Below are 15065 nucleotides of genomic sequence, written 5' to 3' on the forward strand. Positions count from 1 at the left end.
ATGGAAGTTTTGATGATTATAGGAATAATCCTAGCCGTCGCCTTGATTGTCCTGGTTCTCATCCAGCCTCGCCAAAGCCAACTCTTTTCCATGGATGCGACCAGCAATATCGGAAAACCAGGCTACTGGCGGAACAACCGCTTGGTAAAAATGGTAACCCTCTTGATTAGCCTAGCCTTGTTTGTCTTGCTTCTCGTTTTTATGATGGTAACCTATCAGTAAGAAGCGGTACCATTCACAGATAAAGGATACTAGAGACGGGGAAAATACATCTAAATCGGAGGGGAATATGGAACAACAGATTAATGAGAAAATTATTGAAATCGTGCATCAAGCCAATGATATGATTCCAGTTGAGTGGGATGATTTGTATATTGTAATCGAGATGGACAAGACCTATAGCGGGGAAGCCTATTTCTATTTTAAGTATAAAAATCACTATCATTACCATCTGGAAATGTCAGAAGATTTTGGTCTATCAATGATGGAAGTTCTAAACGAGAATACAGTTTTATTTGAGAAATCTGAAGAACTAAAAAAAGAATTTATTGAGAATGATTTAGCGGATTGGTATATTTGTATCATCCATTTAGATGAAAATAACAAGCTTTCAGTCGACTATGACTATGCTCCATGGTTGAAAAGTAATTTTGGACCAACTGCTCGAATGAACTTTTTCAGATATCAATTTTTAGGATTTGAACCAAGAAACGAAAAAGAACTAGAACAGTTCAAGGCTATGGAAGCTTTCCAAAGAGAGCATAATCAAAAGTAGAGTAAGTTTGATTACATTTTGAAGAATGTGATTTTTTGAGCATTGCAGTTATCGCGAAATGGTGGAAAAAATGTTAGAAAACTTTGTCAAAGTGGCAGATATGCCCAAAGATGTTATTGAAAAATATAAGGAAATTGCCAAAGAATACAGAGTTGAAATAAGATTTACAAAGGAGTAGACAGATGAAATTAGACTGCAGAGTTGAACAGGCTTTGCAAGCTATAAATTTTGTGGAGCGCTATAAGGAGCTTTCAGATAAATTTAGCTTAGATAGAACGCCTAAAGAAAAACGCTTAAATATTATTACAGGCGAGTTGATATTTGATGTTTTCGAAGATTTAGGATATAGAGCTAAATTTGATGGGCGTGAAAAATTCTTTTATATTGAACCTATTAAAGAAAATGGTTATACTTTTGGATTCCATATTGGTATCTTTAAAGGATTAGTTGAATTGATATGGAGTGTTAGGGACTCTCAAAACAAAGTTATACTAGGGACTCCACTGATGGAGTTTTCTAGGAGACTCATCTCTCCGGACTATAGAATCATGGATCCAGTAATTGCTAATTATGATGACTTTGAAAATGTCATGAAAATTGCTTTTGAGATGTACGAAGACTTTAAACAGGCTTTTATGAAGATTGCGACAGAGGATTAATAGATGTTAAAAGATTTTGTTAAAGTGGCAGATATGCCACAAGAAGTGATTGAAAAATACCAGAATCAAGTTCCAGCTGAGTTGCTACAAATTTGGCAGGAAGATGGTCTGGGAACCTTTTTAGATAACGAATATATTACAAAGAAGTTTGAACTTGATTTATATAGACAAGCTGTTGCCAAACAGGATCAGCTAGCCTACGATGAGTGTTTTGGTTTCGTTCCACTTCTAGCATTAGGAGGCTTTAAAGATGTAGATCATATGGATAGGGTAAAAGTTTTGGAGCACATTTACCTCATGTACCAGCTGACAGGTGGTGTGATGGACGACTAGGAGTTGCTATTTCTTTTTTGAGAACAGTGTGAGGGAATAAAATTCTCTTCCAAATGCAAAACAAAAGAACCTCAGAGGAATTTTCTGAGGTTCTTTGCGTTTTAGTTTCCATATTTCTGGTAAAAATCGACCTTAACCTGGATAAAGATTTCGGCTTCGCGTAGTAGTTGCAGGAGGGTGGCACGGGTTTCAAACTCCTCACGTGTTTTAGGGAGACTCCGATTGCGGAAGACTTGCAGATAGCGTTCGATGTCATCAAGTAAGTCATGAGCAGGATTGGTCTGGCTTAGTTGGACAGCAATCTTAGAAAAGAGCTGGGCCAAGATCAAACTCTCACTTGCGGCCAGATGACAGGTATTGATCTGCTGGGCCATATTTCGCAGGATGCGACTTTGTCGCTGTCTCATCTCAAAGTAGTGGATGTGGTAGTCCGTCTGGTGAAAGATGTGGTCCGAGTGATCCAGGTAGACCAGTTTGAGGGCCTCATCGAGGAGCTTGTCTAATTGGTCAACGAGTTGGGCTTGATTGCGTCCGTCTCCTCTTGACAGATAGTATTTAAAGCGAAGCAGGATGTCTTTTAACTTTTCTTCGACCTGAAGGTGGTAGCTTTGGATGGCTTTCTCACGAGAGGGCATATAAAGGTTGACCAACAGAGCAAAGCTTGTCCCGATGAGAAAGAGGAGGACTTCATTGAGCAAGAGCTCTGGGGAAGTAGACTCCTGTACCAAGAGATGACTGACCAAGACACTGCTAGGGGTGATGCCGATTTCCCAACCCATTTTGTAAGCAAGAGGGACATAGAGAGCCAGATAGAGGCCTAGGCTCCAGATGTGAAAGCCCGTCAGCTGAAAGGCTAGAACACCGATAACGAGCGCTAGGAGCATGGAAAAGAGGCGGTTACGTGCTAATTTCAGCGCGCTTCTGCGTGTGTCGGAGAGGCTTAAGAGAGCGATAATTCCAGCTGAAACTGCTGATGATAAATCTAAAAAATAAGCGAGAAAACAAGCGAGACAGGTCGCTAAGATCAGTTTGGTCGTACGTTGAGTGAGGGACATGAAAATTTCCTAAACTAATAGAATCAAGTGTTTAACGAGGAGTCAGAGACTAGGGACGAAGTTTTCGGTTTGTAGCATACTCGGCAACCGCTGTAAAGAGGACATCTGTTGAAGAGTTCAGGGCTGTTTCGCAGGAGTCTTGCACAACCCCAATCACAAAACCGACTCCGACAACCTGCATAGCCAAGTCGTTGGAAATCCCAAAGAGGCTACAAGCGACAGGAATGAGGAGAAGAGATCCCCCAGCAATTCCAGATGCCCCGCAGGCAGAAATGGCACCTACGACACTGAGCACAAATGCTGTCCCAAAGTCTACCGAGATTCCGAGTGTGTTGACGGCAGCTAGGGTCAGGACATTTATGGTAACAGCAGCGCCAGCCATGTTGATGGTCGAACCAAGCGGGATGGAGACAGAGTAGGTGTCAGGATTCAGTCCCAAGTCTTGGCAGAGTTTCATATTGACAGGGATATTTGCGGCAGAGCTACGAGTGAAAAAGGCTGTAATACCACTGACACGTAAGCATTTTAAAACAAGGGGATAGGGATTTTTCCTCATAAAGAGAAAGGCGATGAGCGGGTTGATGATGAGAGCAACAAAGGCCATAGTAGCAATCAAAAGTCCTAGGAGGACACCGTAGTTAGCCAAACTGGCAATGCCCTTGTCAGAGATGGTCTTAAACACCAAACCTAAAATCCCAAAGGGAGCTAGATTGATAATCCATTCCACGATTTTAGAGGTGACATCCGCCATGGTTCTCAGTAATTCTTTACTGTGTTTACTTGCCTCTCTCATAGCCAAGCCAAAGATGACTGCCCAAGAGAGAATCCCGATATAGTTGGCTTCAACAATGGCATTTAAGGGATTGTCCACCAGTTTGAGCAAGAGGTTGCTGAGGACTTGACCGATACCGTCAGGAGCAGAAACTTCTGTATTTGCACTAGTCAAGGTGATTTGCACAGGCAGTAAGAAACTAGCTAGAACGGCCACCAATGCAGCAGCAAAGGTTCCGAGCAAGTATAGGAAAATAACAGTCTTCATATTGGTGTTTTGTCCCTTTTGGTGTTGGGAAAGGGCATTGGCAACAAGGGCAAAAACTAAAATAGGAGCGATGGCTTTCAGTCCGCCTACAAAGAGGTCTCCAAGCAGACCAATTCCTGTAAGGTTTGGAAAGAGCATCCCTAATGTCGCTCCAAAAATCATTCCAATAAGGATTCGTTTGATGAGGCTTGCCTTGGTCCAGGCTCTAATGATTCGTTTCATAGCAGTCTCCTTCAAAATGTATTGTTTATAATTATAGTATAAATATGCTATAGAGGCAAGTGATATTTTGAAAGCAGGAGCGATAATTGAATAATTATGAAAGAAAAGAGAAGGACGATTTTATGGTATAATAGGAAAAAGGAGTTTTATATGCAAGATTTTTTTCAACGCTATTTTGATAGACTTGACTTAACAACTATTTTAGAGAATCTCTTGACCAAGGTGATTTCTCTTTTGATTTTGTTTCTGCTCTTTTATATAGCTAAAAAGATGCTTCATGCAACTGTACGAAAGATTGTCAAGCCCTCGCTTAAATTTTCAAATCGGGATGCGGGAAGACAAAAAACCATTTCTCGTTTGCTAGAGAATGTCTTTAACTACATTCTTTATTTCTTCTTACTCTATTGCATCCTGTCTATTTTAGGTTTGCCAGTTTCTAGCCTCCTTGCCGGTGCGGGGATTGCCGGGGTGGCCATTGGTATGGGGGCGCAAGGCTTTCTATCCGATGTCATTAATGGCTTCTTCATTCTTTTTGAACGCCAGCTTGATGTGGGTGATGAAGTAGTTCTGACAAATGGACCGATTACCGTTTCTGGAAAGGTCGTTAGCGTAGGGATCCGTACAACGCAACTGCGAGGTGATGATCGAGCCCTTCACTTTGTTCCCAATCGCAATATCACCGTCGTCAGCAATCTATCTCGTACTGAATAGGCCGGCTATTTTAGCAGATTTGTGGTACAATAGAAGGAGTTTGGTAAAGGAGAGAGTATGCTATTTGTAGAGAAAAAATTAGGTCACGATTGTACCTGGATAGACCTTGATGTGGACAAGATTAAAAACATGGAAGACCTTTCGGATGTCTATGGATTGGACAAGGAAACCATCGAGTATGCTCTGGATAGAAATGAGCGTGCTCACATGGACTATCACCGTGAAACGGGAACGGTAACCTTCATTTATAATGTTCTTGACTTAGAAAAAGACAAAGAATATTATGAAGCGATTCCGATGACCTTTATCGTTGAAAAACAACGGCTGATCACAATTAGCAATCACAAGAATAGTTATGTGATTAAACGAATGGCATCCTACCTTGAAAGCCATGAAGTTGTTTCAATCTACAAATTTCTTTTTGCCAGTTTAGAGATTATAAGCAATGCTTATTATCCAGTGATTGAAGAGATGGATAAAGGTAAGGATGAAATCAGTGCACTTCTTCGTCAAAAAACAACTAAAAAAAATCTTTTTGCCCTCTCTGACTTGGAAACTGGTATGGTTTACCTGACAGCAGCTGCCAAACAAAATCGTCTCCTCTTGGAACACATCCAAGGGCATGCTCTTTATCGTAATTTTAATGAGGTAGAAAGAGAGCAGTTTGACGATGCCATGATTGAAGCGCATCAGTTGGTTTCGATGACAGACTTGATTTCTCAAGTTTTGCAACAACTCTCAGCCTCTTACAACAACATCCTAAATAATAATCTAAATGATAATTTGACAATTTTGACAATCATCTCAGTCTTGCTAGCTATCCTTGCAGTTATTACAGGATTCTTCGGAATGAATGTTCCCTTACCGTTTGCAGATGAACCAAATGCTTGGATTTATATTTTGATAGCTAGTCTCATTTTATGGGTAGTCTTAGCCCAATATTTAAAGAATATTGCTAGAAATTAAAAAGAAAAGGAGCCAGAATGGCGATTGAAAATTATATGCCAGATTTTGCTGTGGAAGCAGTTTATGATCTGACAGTCCCAAGCCTGCAAGCGCAGGGAATCAAGGCTGTTTTGGTCGATCTGGATAATACTCTCATTGCTTGGAACAACCCTGATGGAACGCCAGAGATGAAGCAATGGCTACATGACCTCCGAGATGCAGGTATCCGCATCATCGTGGTCTCAAATAACACCAAAAAACGAGTTCAACGTGCAGTTGAGAAATTTGGGATTGATTACGTTTATTGGGCCTTGAAGCCTTTCACATTTGGGATTAACCGTGCCATGAAGGAATTCCACTATGAGAAAAATGAAGTGGTCATGGTCGGCGATCAACTTATGACGGATATACGAGCAGCTCACCGTGCAGGTATTCGTTCGATCTTAGTCAAACCCTTGGTCCAACACGACTCCATCAAGACGCAGATTAACCGAGCTCGCGAGCGCCGTGTCATGAAGCAAATTACTGAAAAGTATGGACCGATTACATATAAAAAAGGAATCTAACTATGGAAGAAATTCTCTGTATTGGTTGTGGAGCAACCATTCAGACGACAGACAAGGCTGGTCTTGGATTTACTCCCCAGTCGGCACTTGAAAAAGGCTTGGAGACTGGTGAAGTTTATTGCCAACGTTGTTTCCGTCTCCGCCATTACAATGAAATCACAGATGTCCAGTTGACGGACGATGATTTCCTCAAGCTCTTGCACGAGGTGGGAGACAGTGATGCTTTGGTAGTCAATGTCATTGATATCTTTGACTTCAATGGATCAGTTATCCCAGGCTTGCCACGCTTTGTATCGGGCAATGATGTCCTCTTGGTTGGAAATAAGAAAGATATCCTGCCCAAGTCAGTTAAACCGGGCAAGATTAGCCAGTGGCTCATGGAACGTGCCCACGAAGAAGGTCTTCGCCCTGTGGATGTCGTCCTGGCTTCGGCTCAGAATAAGCATGCTATTAAGGAGGTCATTGACAAGATTGAACACTACCGTAAGGGCCGCGATGTTTACGTAGTTGGGGTAACCAACGTTGGAAAGTCAACCCTTATCAACGCCATTATCCAAGAAATCACAGGTGACCAAAATGTCATCACGACTTCGCGTTTTCCGGGGACAACCTTGGACAAGATTGAGATTCCGCTTGACGACGGATCTTATATCTACGATACACCAGGGATTATCCACCGCCACCAGATGGCCCACTACTTGACGGCTAAAAACCTCAAGTATGTCAGCCCTAAAAAGGAAATCAAGCCCAAAACCTATCAGCTTAACCCTGAGCAAACTCTGTTTTTAGGTGGTCTTGGACGCTTTGACTTCATATCAGGAGAAAAGCAAGGATTCACAGCCTTCTTTGACAATGAACTCAAACTCCACCGTACCAAGCTAGAAGGCGCTAGTGCTTTCTACGACAAGCACCTTGGAACCCTTCTGACACCACCAAATAGCAAGGAAAAAGAAGATTTCCCAAAACTAGTCCAGCATGTATTTGCCATTAAGGACAAGACAGACCTGGTCATCTCAGGCCTAGGCTGGATCCGCGTAACAGGCACCGCCAAAGTCGCCGTCTGGGTACCAGAAGGCGTCGCCGTCGTCACACGCAAAGCAATCATTTAAACACAGAAAGGAAAGGGTTATCTGAATTTGGGCGAGCCCCGCGAGCCTATAACGAATACTTTTCGCCGTGGTGTCAGTTGGTACAAGTGATTGTACCAACTGCGGAAAATTTGAGACCTTAGGCTCAAATTTTAGTCATGAAAGTCCGAAGGACTTTGCTGACGTCCGTCACCACTTCAGAAAAGTATAAAAAGAAACTCTTTTAAAGAAATTATGTCATTAACATCGAAACAACGTGCCTTCCTCAACAGCCAGGCACACACCCTCAAACCCATCATCCAAATCGGGAAAAATGGTCTCAACGACCAAATCAAAACCAGCGTCCGTCAAGCTCTTGACGCCCGTGAATTGATCAAGGTTACTCTCTTGCAAAACACAGAGGAAAACATCCACGAAGTAGCTGAAATCTTGGAAGAAGAAATCGGTGTGGATACTGTCCAAAAAATCGGACGCATCTTGATTTTGTTTAAACAATCCAGCAAGAAAGAAAATCGCAAGATTTCCAAGAAAGTCAAAGAAATCTAAAACCTACTCCAAACAACCGTTTTTACAGAGAATTAAAGGAAGACGAGCCTATGGCAATCGAATTATTGACTCCCTTTACCAAGGTAGAGTTGGAGCCAGAAATCAAGGAGAAAAAACGCAAACAAGTCGGGATTCTAGGAGGGAATTTTAATCCCGTTCACAATGCCCATCTGATCGTTGCGGACCAAGTACGACAACAGTTGGGACTGGACCAGATCCTGCTCATGCCCGAATACCAACCACCTCATGTAGATAAAAAGGAAACCATCCCCGAGCACCATCGGCTCAAGATGCTTGAGTTGGCGATTGAGGGGATTGAAGGCCTAGCTATTGAAACAATTGAGTTAGAGCGCAAGGGCATTTCCTACACCTACGACACCATGAAGATTTTGACAGAGCAACATCCAGATACGGATTATTACTTCATTATCGGGGCTGATATGGTGGACTATCTGCCTAAGTGGTACCGAATTGATGAGTTGGTCGACATGGTTCAGTTTGTAGGGGTTCAGCGTCCGCGCTACAAGGCAGGGACTTCCTATCCAGTTATCTGGGTGGATGTACCGCTCATGGACATCTCGTCTAGCATGGTGCGTGACTTCCTTGCTCAAGGTCGGAAACCCAACTTTCTCCTACCTCAGCCAGTGCTAGACTACATCGAGAAGGAGGGGCTTTACTGATGGCATACCAAGACTATATCAACTGTTCTCGTGAGGTTTTGTTGGAAAGAATGGCAGAGCTTCTACCTGAAAAACGTTTAACCCATTGTTTGGGGGTGGAGCGTGCAGCCATAGAACTTGCGAAACGATTTGGAGTCGATGCCGATAAAGCTGGTCTAGCAGGCCTTCTCCACGACTATGCTAAAAAGTTGTCAGATCAGGAATTTCTAGACTTGATTGACCGTTATCAGCTAAATTCTGACCTCAAAAATTGGGGCAATAATGTCTGGCATGGCATGGTTGGCATCTACAAGATTCAGGAAGATTTGGATTTGCATGATCCAGAAATCCTGCGAGCTATTGAAATCCATACAGTCGGAGCTGGTCAGATGACCAATCTAGACAAGGTCATCTATGTAGCAGACTACATCGAGCACAATCGTGCCTTTCCAGGAGTGGATGTGGCGCGTGAAATTGCAAGTTTGTCACTTAATAAGGCAGTGGCCTACGAAACGGCACGAACTGTGGAGCATTTAGCTCATCAGGGATTCTCCATCTATCCCCAAACCCTTGAAACCTATAACGCCTTTGTGCACTATTTGAAAGAGGACTAAATGAACGAAAAAGAATTACTAGAACTAGTCGTGAAAGCGGCTGATGAGAAACGTGCGGAGGATATCCTCGCACTTGATGTACAAGATTTGACCAGCGTGACGGACTACTTTGTTATCACTAGCTCGATGAATAGCCGTCAGTTGGACGCTATCGCAGATAATATCCGTGAAAAAGTAGCGGAAGCAGGCTTTAAAGGCAGTCATGTTGAAGGTGATGCAGCTGGAGGCTGGGTTTTACTAGACCTCGGCGGTGTTGTTGTGCATATCTTCTCAGAAGAAATGCGTGCCCACTATAACCTAGAAAAACTATGGCATGAGGCGGCTTCTGTAGATATTTCAGAAGCCTTGGCCTAGTAGATGAACTCAGTTGCAGGCAACTGGGTTTTATTTGCTTATTTTAGAAAAAATGGATAGAAAGGTGAGGGCGTCGTGTTTTGTTCATCTCGAAACTGAACACGAGCTAAAAGCTGCGAGAAAAAGAGTAACTTCCTTTGTATCTGAAGATACAGCAGAAAGTTTCCTATTTTCTCCTTGCTTTTAACGCTCTTTGTATCTTAGAAAGGATTTGAACCCGTCCTGTAATTCTCGGAAAATAGACAGCCTTCCTTGGAGCTCGGCTCCATCGTCAGGTTCCTAATTTTCTATCGAATTACAGGCGGACTTGGTATCATGATTTATGGCGACTTATGAAACCTTTGCGGCTGTTTACGATGCTGTGATGGACGATAGTTTATACGATAAATGGACGGATTTTTCCCTCCGTCATTTGCCAAAGACCAAGGAGAGAAAGAAACTCTTGGAATTGGCTTGTGGAACAGGTATCCAGTCTGTCCGCTTTTCTCAAGCTGGTTTTGATGTGTCAGGACTTGACTTGAGCGCGGATATGCTGAAGATTGCGGAGAAAAGAGCTACTTCAGCCAAGCAAAAGATTGATTTTATTGAAGGCAATATGCTGGATTTATCTAAGGCAGGTCAATACGACTTTGTCACGTGTTATTCGGACTCTATCTGCTACATGCAGGATGAGGTCGAGGTAGGAGACGTTTTTAAGGAAGTGTATAATGTCCTCAACGAAGACGGAGTATTCATCTTTGACGTGCATTCGACCTACCAGACGGATGAGGTTTTTCCAGGCTATTCCTACCATGAAAATGCGGAAGATTTTGCCATGCTTTGGGACACCTATGAGGACGAAGCTCCTCACTCCATCGTGCATGAGTTGACTTTCTTTGTCAAGGAGGCTGACGGTTCCTTTAGTCGCCACGATGAAGTGCATGAGGAGCGGACTTATGAGGTTTTGACCTATGATATTTTGCTGGAACAGGCTGGCTTCAAGTCTTTCAAACTCTATGCGGACTTTGAGGACAAGGAGCCAACAGAGACAAGTACCCGTTGGTTTTTTGTCGCGCAGAAGTAGGAGATGGATATGGTTCGATCAAAATATTCTTGGGAAGAAGTTTCGCAGTTTAATCGTATTCGTCAAAATGGAACGCTTTGGGAGAAAGATGGGCAATACTTCTATGTTCAGGAAGAAGGAACCGTATTTTCAGAGTTAGTCGTTTACGATATGTCTAAGAAACTTTTTGATATGTTAGTAAATGAAATAAAATCGGAGGATGATATCCGACATATGCTGATGTATGGAACATGGCCAATGACAGTTGCTGGATGCCATAGACCAACTATGTTGATAGCTTATCCTGAGTTACAAAAAAATTATAGTAATGAACAACTGGCAGAAATCCTTCCAGTAGGAGAAAAACAATGGCTTAACTGGAGAGGAAGATTGCCTGAGCGGTATCGTAGATTTCGTCATTAGAAAGGGAGAACATCATGACCATCACAGGTATTATCGCGGAGTTCAATCCTTTCCATAATGGGCACAAATATTTGCTTGAGCAGGCGAAGGGACTGAAAATCGTTTCCATGTCTGGGAGTTTCATGCAGCGTGGAGAACCTGCTATAGTGGACAAGTGGACACGGGCTCAGATGGCGCTGGAAAATGGAGCGGATCTGGTAGTGGAATTGCCCTTTTTAGTTAGTGTTCAGGCGGCAGATTTCTTCGGTCAAGGAGCTGTGGATATCTTAGCTAGGTTGGGCATTGATAACCTCGCTTTTGGGACGGAGGAAGTTCTGGATTACCAAAAAATATCTGACTTATACACAGAGCAAGGCACTGAGATGGAGAATTTTGTGGAAAATCTGCCTGATTCCCTTTCCTATCCCCAGAAAACCCAAGCCATGTGGAAAGAATTTGCAGGTCTAGATTTTTCAGGCAATACGCCTAATCATGTCCTTGCTCTGGCCTATGCAAAGGCGGTTGCAGGACGCAACATCAAACTGCATCCGATTCAGCGTCAGGGGGCAGGTTATCATTCTGTGGACAAGGATGTGGACTTTGCCTCGGCAACAGCCATCCGTCAGCACCAATCAGACCAAGATTTCTTAGAACGCTTTATGCCTTCTCTTGACCTCTTTGAGTTGGCGTGTAGGGTGAGTTGGGATGACTATTTTCCCTTGCTCCGCTATCAAATCTTGTCAAATCCAGACCTAACCACCATCTATCAGGTCAATCAAGAAATGGCTGTGCGCATCAAGGAGGCTATCAAGAAGGCTCAGTCTGTTGACGAATTGGTCGAGGCAGTTGCCACCAAACGCTACACCAAGGCGCGTGTCAGACGCTTATTGACTTATATTTTGGTGCAGGCCAGAGAAAGTTACTTGCCAGAAGCCATCCATGTCCTTGGCTTTACCGAAAAAGGCAGACAACATCTCAAGTCACTGAAAGAGCAGGTCCATCTAGTCAGTCGAATTGGCAAAGAACCTTGGGATACCATGACCCAAAAGGCAGACCAGATTTACCAACTGGGACAGCCAAGTATTGCAGAGCAGAATTTTGGCAGAGTGCCTATCAAAATCGAATCAAACTAAGTCTACTGAAAGGTAGGCTTTTTTATTGTATGTTTTAATGAAAATCTCATTTTTAAGAGTTAGAAAGTTTGTTTGGTGATTTAAGAACTTTCTTCTAAAATTCACACAAAACTCTTCAATTTGGGTTTGTGAAAATCGGTTTTTTATGATAGAATATTAAGGAATGTATGTCATTCGATAAACAAATTTAATGAGGTAAAAACATGGAAATCATGACACTTGCGATTGCTGTTTTTGCCGTCATCATTGGTTTAGTCATTGGATATGTCAGCATCTCAGCTAAGATGAAATCATCTCAAGAAGCTGCAGAGTTGATGCTTCTAAATGCTGAACAAGAAGCAACTAATTTACGAGGACAAGCTGAGCGCGAAGCGGATTTATTGCTAAATGAAGCCAAGAGCGAAAGCAAGTCTCTTAAAAAAGAAGCACTATTGGAGGCCAAAGAGGAAGCCAGAAAATACCGTGAAGAAGTGGACGCTGAATTTAAGTCAGAACGTCAGGAGCTCAAGCAAATTGAAAGTCGTTTGACGGAGAGAGCTACGAGCCTTGACCGTAAGGACGACAATTTGACGAACAAAGAAAAAACACTTGAACAAAAAGAACAAAGTATTTCTGATAGAGCAAAAAACCTTGATGCACGTGAAGAGCAATTAGAGGAAGTCGAAAGACAAAAAGAAGCTGAACTTGAACGTATCAGTTCCCTTTCCCAAACTGAGGCTCGAGATATTATCTTGGCTCAGACCGAGGAAAACTTGACCAAGGAAATTGCTAGCCGCATTCGTGAGGCTGAGCAAGAAGTGAGGGAACGTTCAGACAAGATTGCGAAAGATATCTTGGTTCAGGCTATGCAGCGTATCGCTGGTGACTATGTAGCAGAGTCAACAAACTCGACAGTTCACCTACCAGATGATACCATGAAGGGGCGCATTATCGGTCGTGAAGGGCGTAATATTCGTACCTTTGAAAGTTTGACAGGAGTCGATGTTATCATTGACGATACACCGGAAGTGGTAACCTTGTCAGGATTTGATCCGATTCGTCGTGAAATTGCTCGTATGACCATGGAAATGTTGCTCAAGGATGGCCGCATCCACCCAGCTCGTATCGAGGAATTGGTTGAGAAAAACCGTCAAGAGATTGACAATAAGATCCGTGAATACGGTGAGGCTGCGGCCTATGAGATTGGTGCGCCAAACCTCCATCCAGACTTGATGAAGATTATGGGACGCTTGCAGTTCCGTACTTCTTATGGACAAAATGTCTTGCGTCATTCGATTGAGGTTGCTAAGTTGTCTGGTATCATCGCCAGTGAACTTGGTGAAAATGCGGCTCTTGCCCGTCGTGCTGGATTCCTTCATGACATCGGGAAGGCTATTGACCGCGAGGTTGAAGGTAGCCACGTTGAGATTGGTACAGAGTTGGCACGCAAGTACAAGGAACACCCAGTTGTGGTGAATACCATTGCTAGCCACCACGGCGATGTCGAAGCTGAAAGCGTCATTGCGGTGATCGTTGCTGCAGCAGATGCCTTGAGTGCAGCGCGTCCAGGTGCTCGTAGCGAGTCTCTTGAAAGCTATATCAAGCGTCTCCATGATTTGGAAGAAATCGCCAATGGCTTTGAAGGAGTGCAAAATAGCTTTGCCCTTCAAGCAGGACGTGAAATCCGTATCATGGTTAATCCAGGACAAATCAAAGACGACAAAGTCACAATCTTGGCTCACAAAGTTCGTGAGAAAATTGAAAACAATCTCGATTACCCAGGAAATATCAAGGTAACCGTGATCCGCGAACTTCGTGCAGTAGATTATGCTAAATAAATAAGAAAGAGCGGTTGAAATATTACTGCTTTTTTGTTACACTAGATAGAAAGACTGTAGAAGGATAACTGACGCTATCATCAGTATCCGAGAGAAATTTTACTTTATTTCACAGACTAACTAAAGGAGACATAATGGCAGACCGAGGCTTGCTAATCGTTTTTTCTGGTCCTTCAGGAGTTGGGAAAGGAACGGTTAGAAGAAAGATTTTTGAGAGTTCTGAGAATCAATTTCAATACTCTGTATCGATGACGACGCGTGCGCAACGTCCTGGTGAAGTGGACGGAGTGGACTATTTCTTCCGTACTCGTGAAGAGTTTGAAGAGCTAATCCGTCAGGGCCAGATGTTGGAGTATGCAGAGTATGTCGGTAACTACTATGGAACTCCGCTGACCTATGTCAATGAAACTCTGGACAAGGGAATCGATGTCTTTCTTGAGATTGAAGTTCAAGGAGCTCTTCAGGTTAAGAAAAAGGTTCCAGATGCTGTCTTTATCTTCTTAACACCACCAGATTTGGATGAATTGCAAGATCGTTTGGTAGGTCGTGGAACAGATAGCGCTGAAGTGATTGCCCAACGAATCGAAAAAGCCAAGGAAGAAATTGCCCTCATGCGTGAGTATGATTATGCCATTGTCAACGATCAGGTGCCCCTCGCTGCTGAACGTGTCAAGCGTGTGATCGAAGCAGAACACTTCCGTGTGGACCGTGTCATTGGTCACTACCAGGAGATGTTGCCAAAATCTCCAACTACTCGATAAACTATAGGAAACAGGTACAAGCAAATGATGTTAAAACCCTCTATCGATACCTTGCTAGACAAGGTGCCATCAAAATATTCACTCGTAATCTTGGAAGCAAAGCGTGCCCACGAACTAGAAGCCGGTGCGCCAGCAACTCAAGAGTTTAAGTCTGAAAAATCAACTCTTCGTGCTTTGGAAGAAATCGAGTCTGGAAATGTAACCATTCACCCAGATCCAGAAGGAAAACGTGAAGCGGTTCGTCTCCGTATCGAAGAAGAAAAACGCCGCAGAGAAGAAGAAGAAAAGAAAATCAAAGAGCAAATTGCTAAAGAAAAAGAAGATGGTGAAAAAATTTAAGGTTG

At 43.1% G+C, this 15065-nt stretch carries 20 protein-coding genes; 18 read left to right on the plus strand and 2 right to left on the minus strand.

Translation table 11 applies throughout. The features are described 5' to 3' along the window. The 4 genes from Q4A91_RS00060 (at position 1) to Q4A91_RS00075 (ending at position 1767) form a co-directional block, all read left to right on the plus strand. Positions 1–222, plus strand: coding sequence for an accessory secretory protein Asp5 (locus Q4A91_RS00060; RefSeq protein WP_303203920.1), 222 nt, complete (start codon positions 1–3; stop codon positions 220–222). Positions 223–289: 67 nt separating this feature from the next. Further along, positions 290–775: an immunity protein YezG family protein gene (locus tag Q4A91_RS00065; RefSeq protein WP_303203921.1), complete on the plus strand. Its 486-nt coding sequence runs from the start codon at positions 290–292 to the stop codon at positions 773–775. 182 nt (positions 776–957) lie between these two features. Continuing rightward, entirely contained in the window at positions 958–1434 is a 477-nt protein-coding gene (locus tag Q4A91_RS00070) for a hypothetical protein (RefSeq protein WP_303203922.1), read from the plus strand. Positions 1435–1437: 3 nt separating this feature from the next. Next, on the plus strand, positions 1438–1767 hold the full coding sequence (locus tag Q4A91_RS00075; protein ID WP_303203923.1) for a T6SS immunity protein Tdi1 domain-containing protein: 330 nt from the start codon (positions 1438–1440) through the stop codon (positions 1765–1767). Positions 1768–1868: 101 nt separating this feature from the next. Here Q4A91_RS00075 and Q4A91_RS00080 read toward each other — a convergent pair whose 3' ends face one another. Then, positions 1869–2822: an aromatic acid exporter family protein gene (locus Q4A91_RS00080; RefSeq protein ID WP_303203924.1), complete on the minus strand. Its 954-nt coding sequence runs from the start codon at positions 2820–2822 to the stop codon at positions 1869–1871. Between the two features lie 49 nt (positions 2823–2871). Beyond that, a complete protein-coding gene (sstT, locus tag Q4A91_RS00085) occupies positions 2872–4083 on the minus strand; it encodes a serine/threonine transporter SstT (RefSeq protein ID WP_303203925.1) in 1212 nt (403 codons plus the stop codon). 150 nt (positions 4084–4233) lie between these two features. On the opposite strand from sstT, the gene Q4A91_RS00090 reads away from it, so the two are divergent. The 14 genes from Q4A91_RS00090 (at position 4234) to rpoZ (ending at position 15060) form a co-directional block, all read left to right on the plus strand. Further along, complete coding sequence (locus Q4A91_RS00090; protein WP_303203926.1) at positions 4234–4794, plus strand: mechanosensitive ion channel family protein; 561 nt, start codon at positions 4234–4236, stop codon at positions 4792–4794. Positions 4795–4851: 57 nt separating this feature from the next. Next, positions 4852–5760: a magnesium transporter CorA family protein gene (locus tag Q4A91_RS00095; RefSeq protein WP_303203927.1), complete on the plus strand. Its 909-nt coding sequence runs from the start codon at positions 4852–4854 to the stop codon at positions 5758–5760. Between the two features lie 17 nt (positions 5761–5777). Continuing rightward, the gene (locus Q4A91_RS00100; protein ID WP_125424801.1) at positions 5778–6305 is read left to right on the plus strand and encodes a YqeG family HAD IIIA-type phosphatase; all 528 of its coding nucleotides are present in this window, start codon (positions 5778–5780) and stop codon (positions 6303–6305) included. A 2-nt stretch (positions 6306–6307) separates the two neighbouring features. Next, positions 6308–7414, plus strand: coding sequence for a ribosome biogenesis GTPase YqeH (gene yqeH / locus Q4A91_RS00105; protein ID WP_303203928.1), 1107 nt, complete (start codon positions 6308–6310; stop codon positions 7412–7414). 213 nt (positions 7415–7627) lie between these two features. Next, entirely contained in the window at positions 7628–7939 is a 312-nt protein-coding gene (gene yhbY / locus Q4A91_RS00110; protein WP_303203929.1) for a ribosome assembly RNA-binding protein YhbY, read from the plus strand. A gap of 50 nt (positions 7940–7989) precedes the next feature. Continuing rightward, complete coding sequence (locus Q4A91_RS00115; protein WP_303203930.1) at positions 7990–8619, plus strand: nicotinate-nucleotide adenylyltransferase; 630 nt, start codon at positions 7990–7992, stop codon at positions 8617–8619. Next, on the plus strand, positions 8619–9212 hold the full coding sequence (gene yqeK, locus Q4A91_RS00120; protein ID WP_303203931.1) for a bis(5'-nucleosyl)-tetraphosphatase (symmetrical) YqeK: 594 nt from the start codon (positions 8619–8621) through the stop codon (positions 9210–9212). The genes Q4A91_RS00115 and yqeK overlap by 1 nt, the downstream gene beginning before the upstream one ends. After that, positions 9213–9566, plus strand: coding sequence for a ribosome silencing factor (rsfS, locus tag Q4A91_RS00125; RefSeq protein ID WP_070800091.1), 354 nt, complete (start codon positions 9213–9215; stop codon positions 9564–9566). It begins immediately after the preceding gene. Between the two features lie 322 nt (positions 9567–9888). Continuing rightward, on the plus strand, positions 9889–10629 hold the full coding sequence (locus Q4A91_RS00130; RefSeq protein ID WP_303203932.1) for a class I SAM-dependent methyltransferase: 741 nt from the start codon (positions 9889–9891) through the stop codon (positions 10627–10629). Positions 10630–10638: 9 nt separating this feature from the next. Beyond that, positions 10639–11031 (plus strand): hypothetical protein, encoded by a 393-nt coding sequence (locus tag Q4A91_RS00135; protein ID WP_000252453.1) that lies wholly within the window; start codon positions 10639–10641, stop codon positions 11029–11031. 14 nt (positions 11032–11045) lie between these two features. Continuing rightward, entirely contained in the window at positions 11046–12143 is a 1098-nt protein-coding gene (locus Q4A91_RS00140; RefSeq protein ID WP_303203933.1) for a nucleotidyltransferase, read from the plus strand. 203 nt (positions 12144–12346) lie between these two features. Further along, complete coding sequence (locus Q4A91_RS00145) at positions 12347–13960, plus strand: ribonuclease Y (protein ID WP_303203934.1); 1614 nt, start codon at positions 12347–12349, stop codon at positions 13958–13960. A 134-nt stretch (positions 13961–14094) separates the two neighbouring features. Further along, positions 14095–14721 carry a guanylate kinase gene (gene gmk / locus Q4A91_RS00150; protein WP_303203935.1) on the plus strand — a complete coding sequence of 209 codons (627 nt, stop codon included), beginning with the start codon at positions 14095–14097 and terminating at the stop codon, positions 14719–14721. 24 nt (positions 14722–14745) lie between these two features. Continuing rightward, positions 14746–15060 (plus strand): DNA-directed RNA polymerase subunit omega, encoded by a 315-nt coding sequence (gene rpoZ / locus Q4A91_RS00155; RefSeq protein WP_002875802.1) that lies wholly within the window; start codon positions 14746–14748, stop codon positions 15058–15060. The last annotated feature ends 5 nt before the right edge of the window (positions 15061–15065 follow it).

The sequence above is a fragment of the Streptococcus sp. genome (genome assembly GCF_030528045.1).
Lineage (GTDB): Bacteria > Bacillota > Bacilli > Lactobacillales > Streptococcaceae > Streptococcus.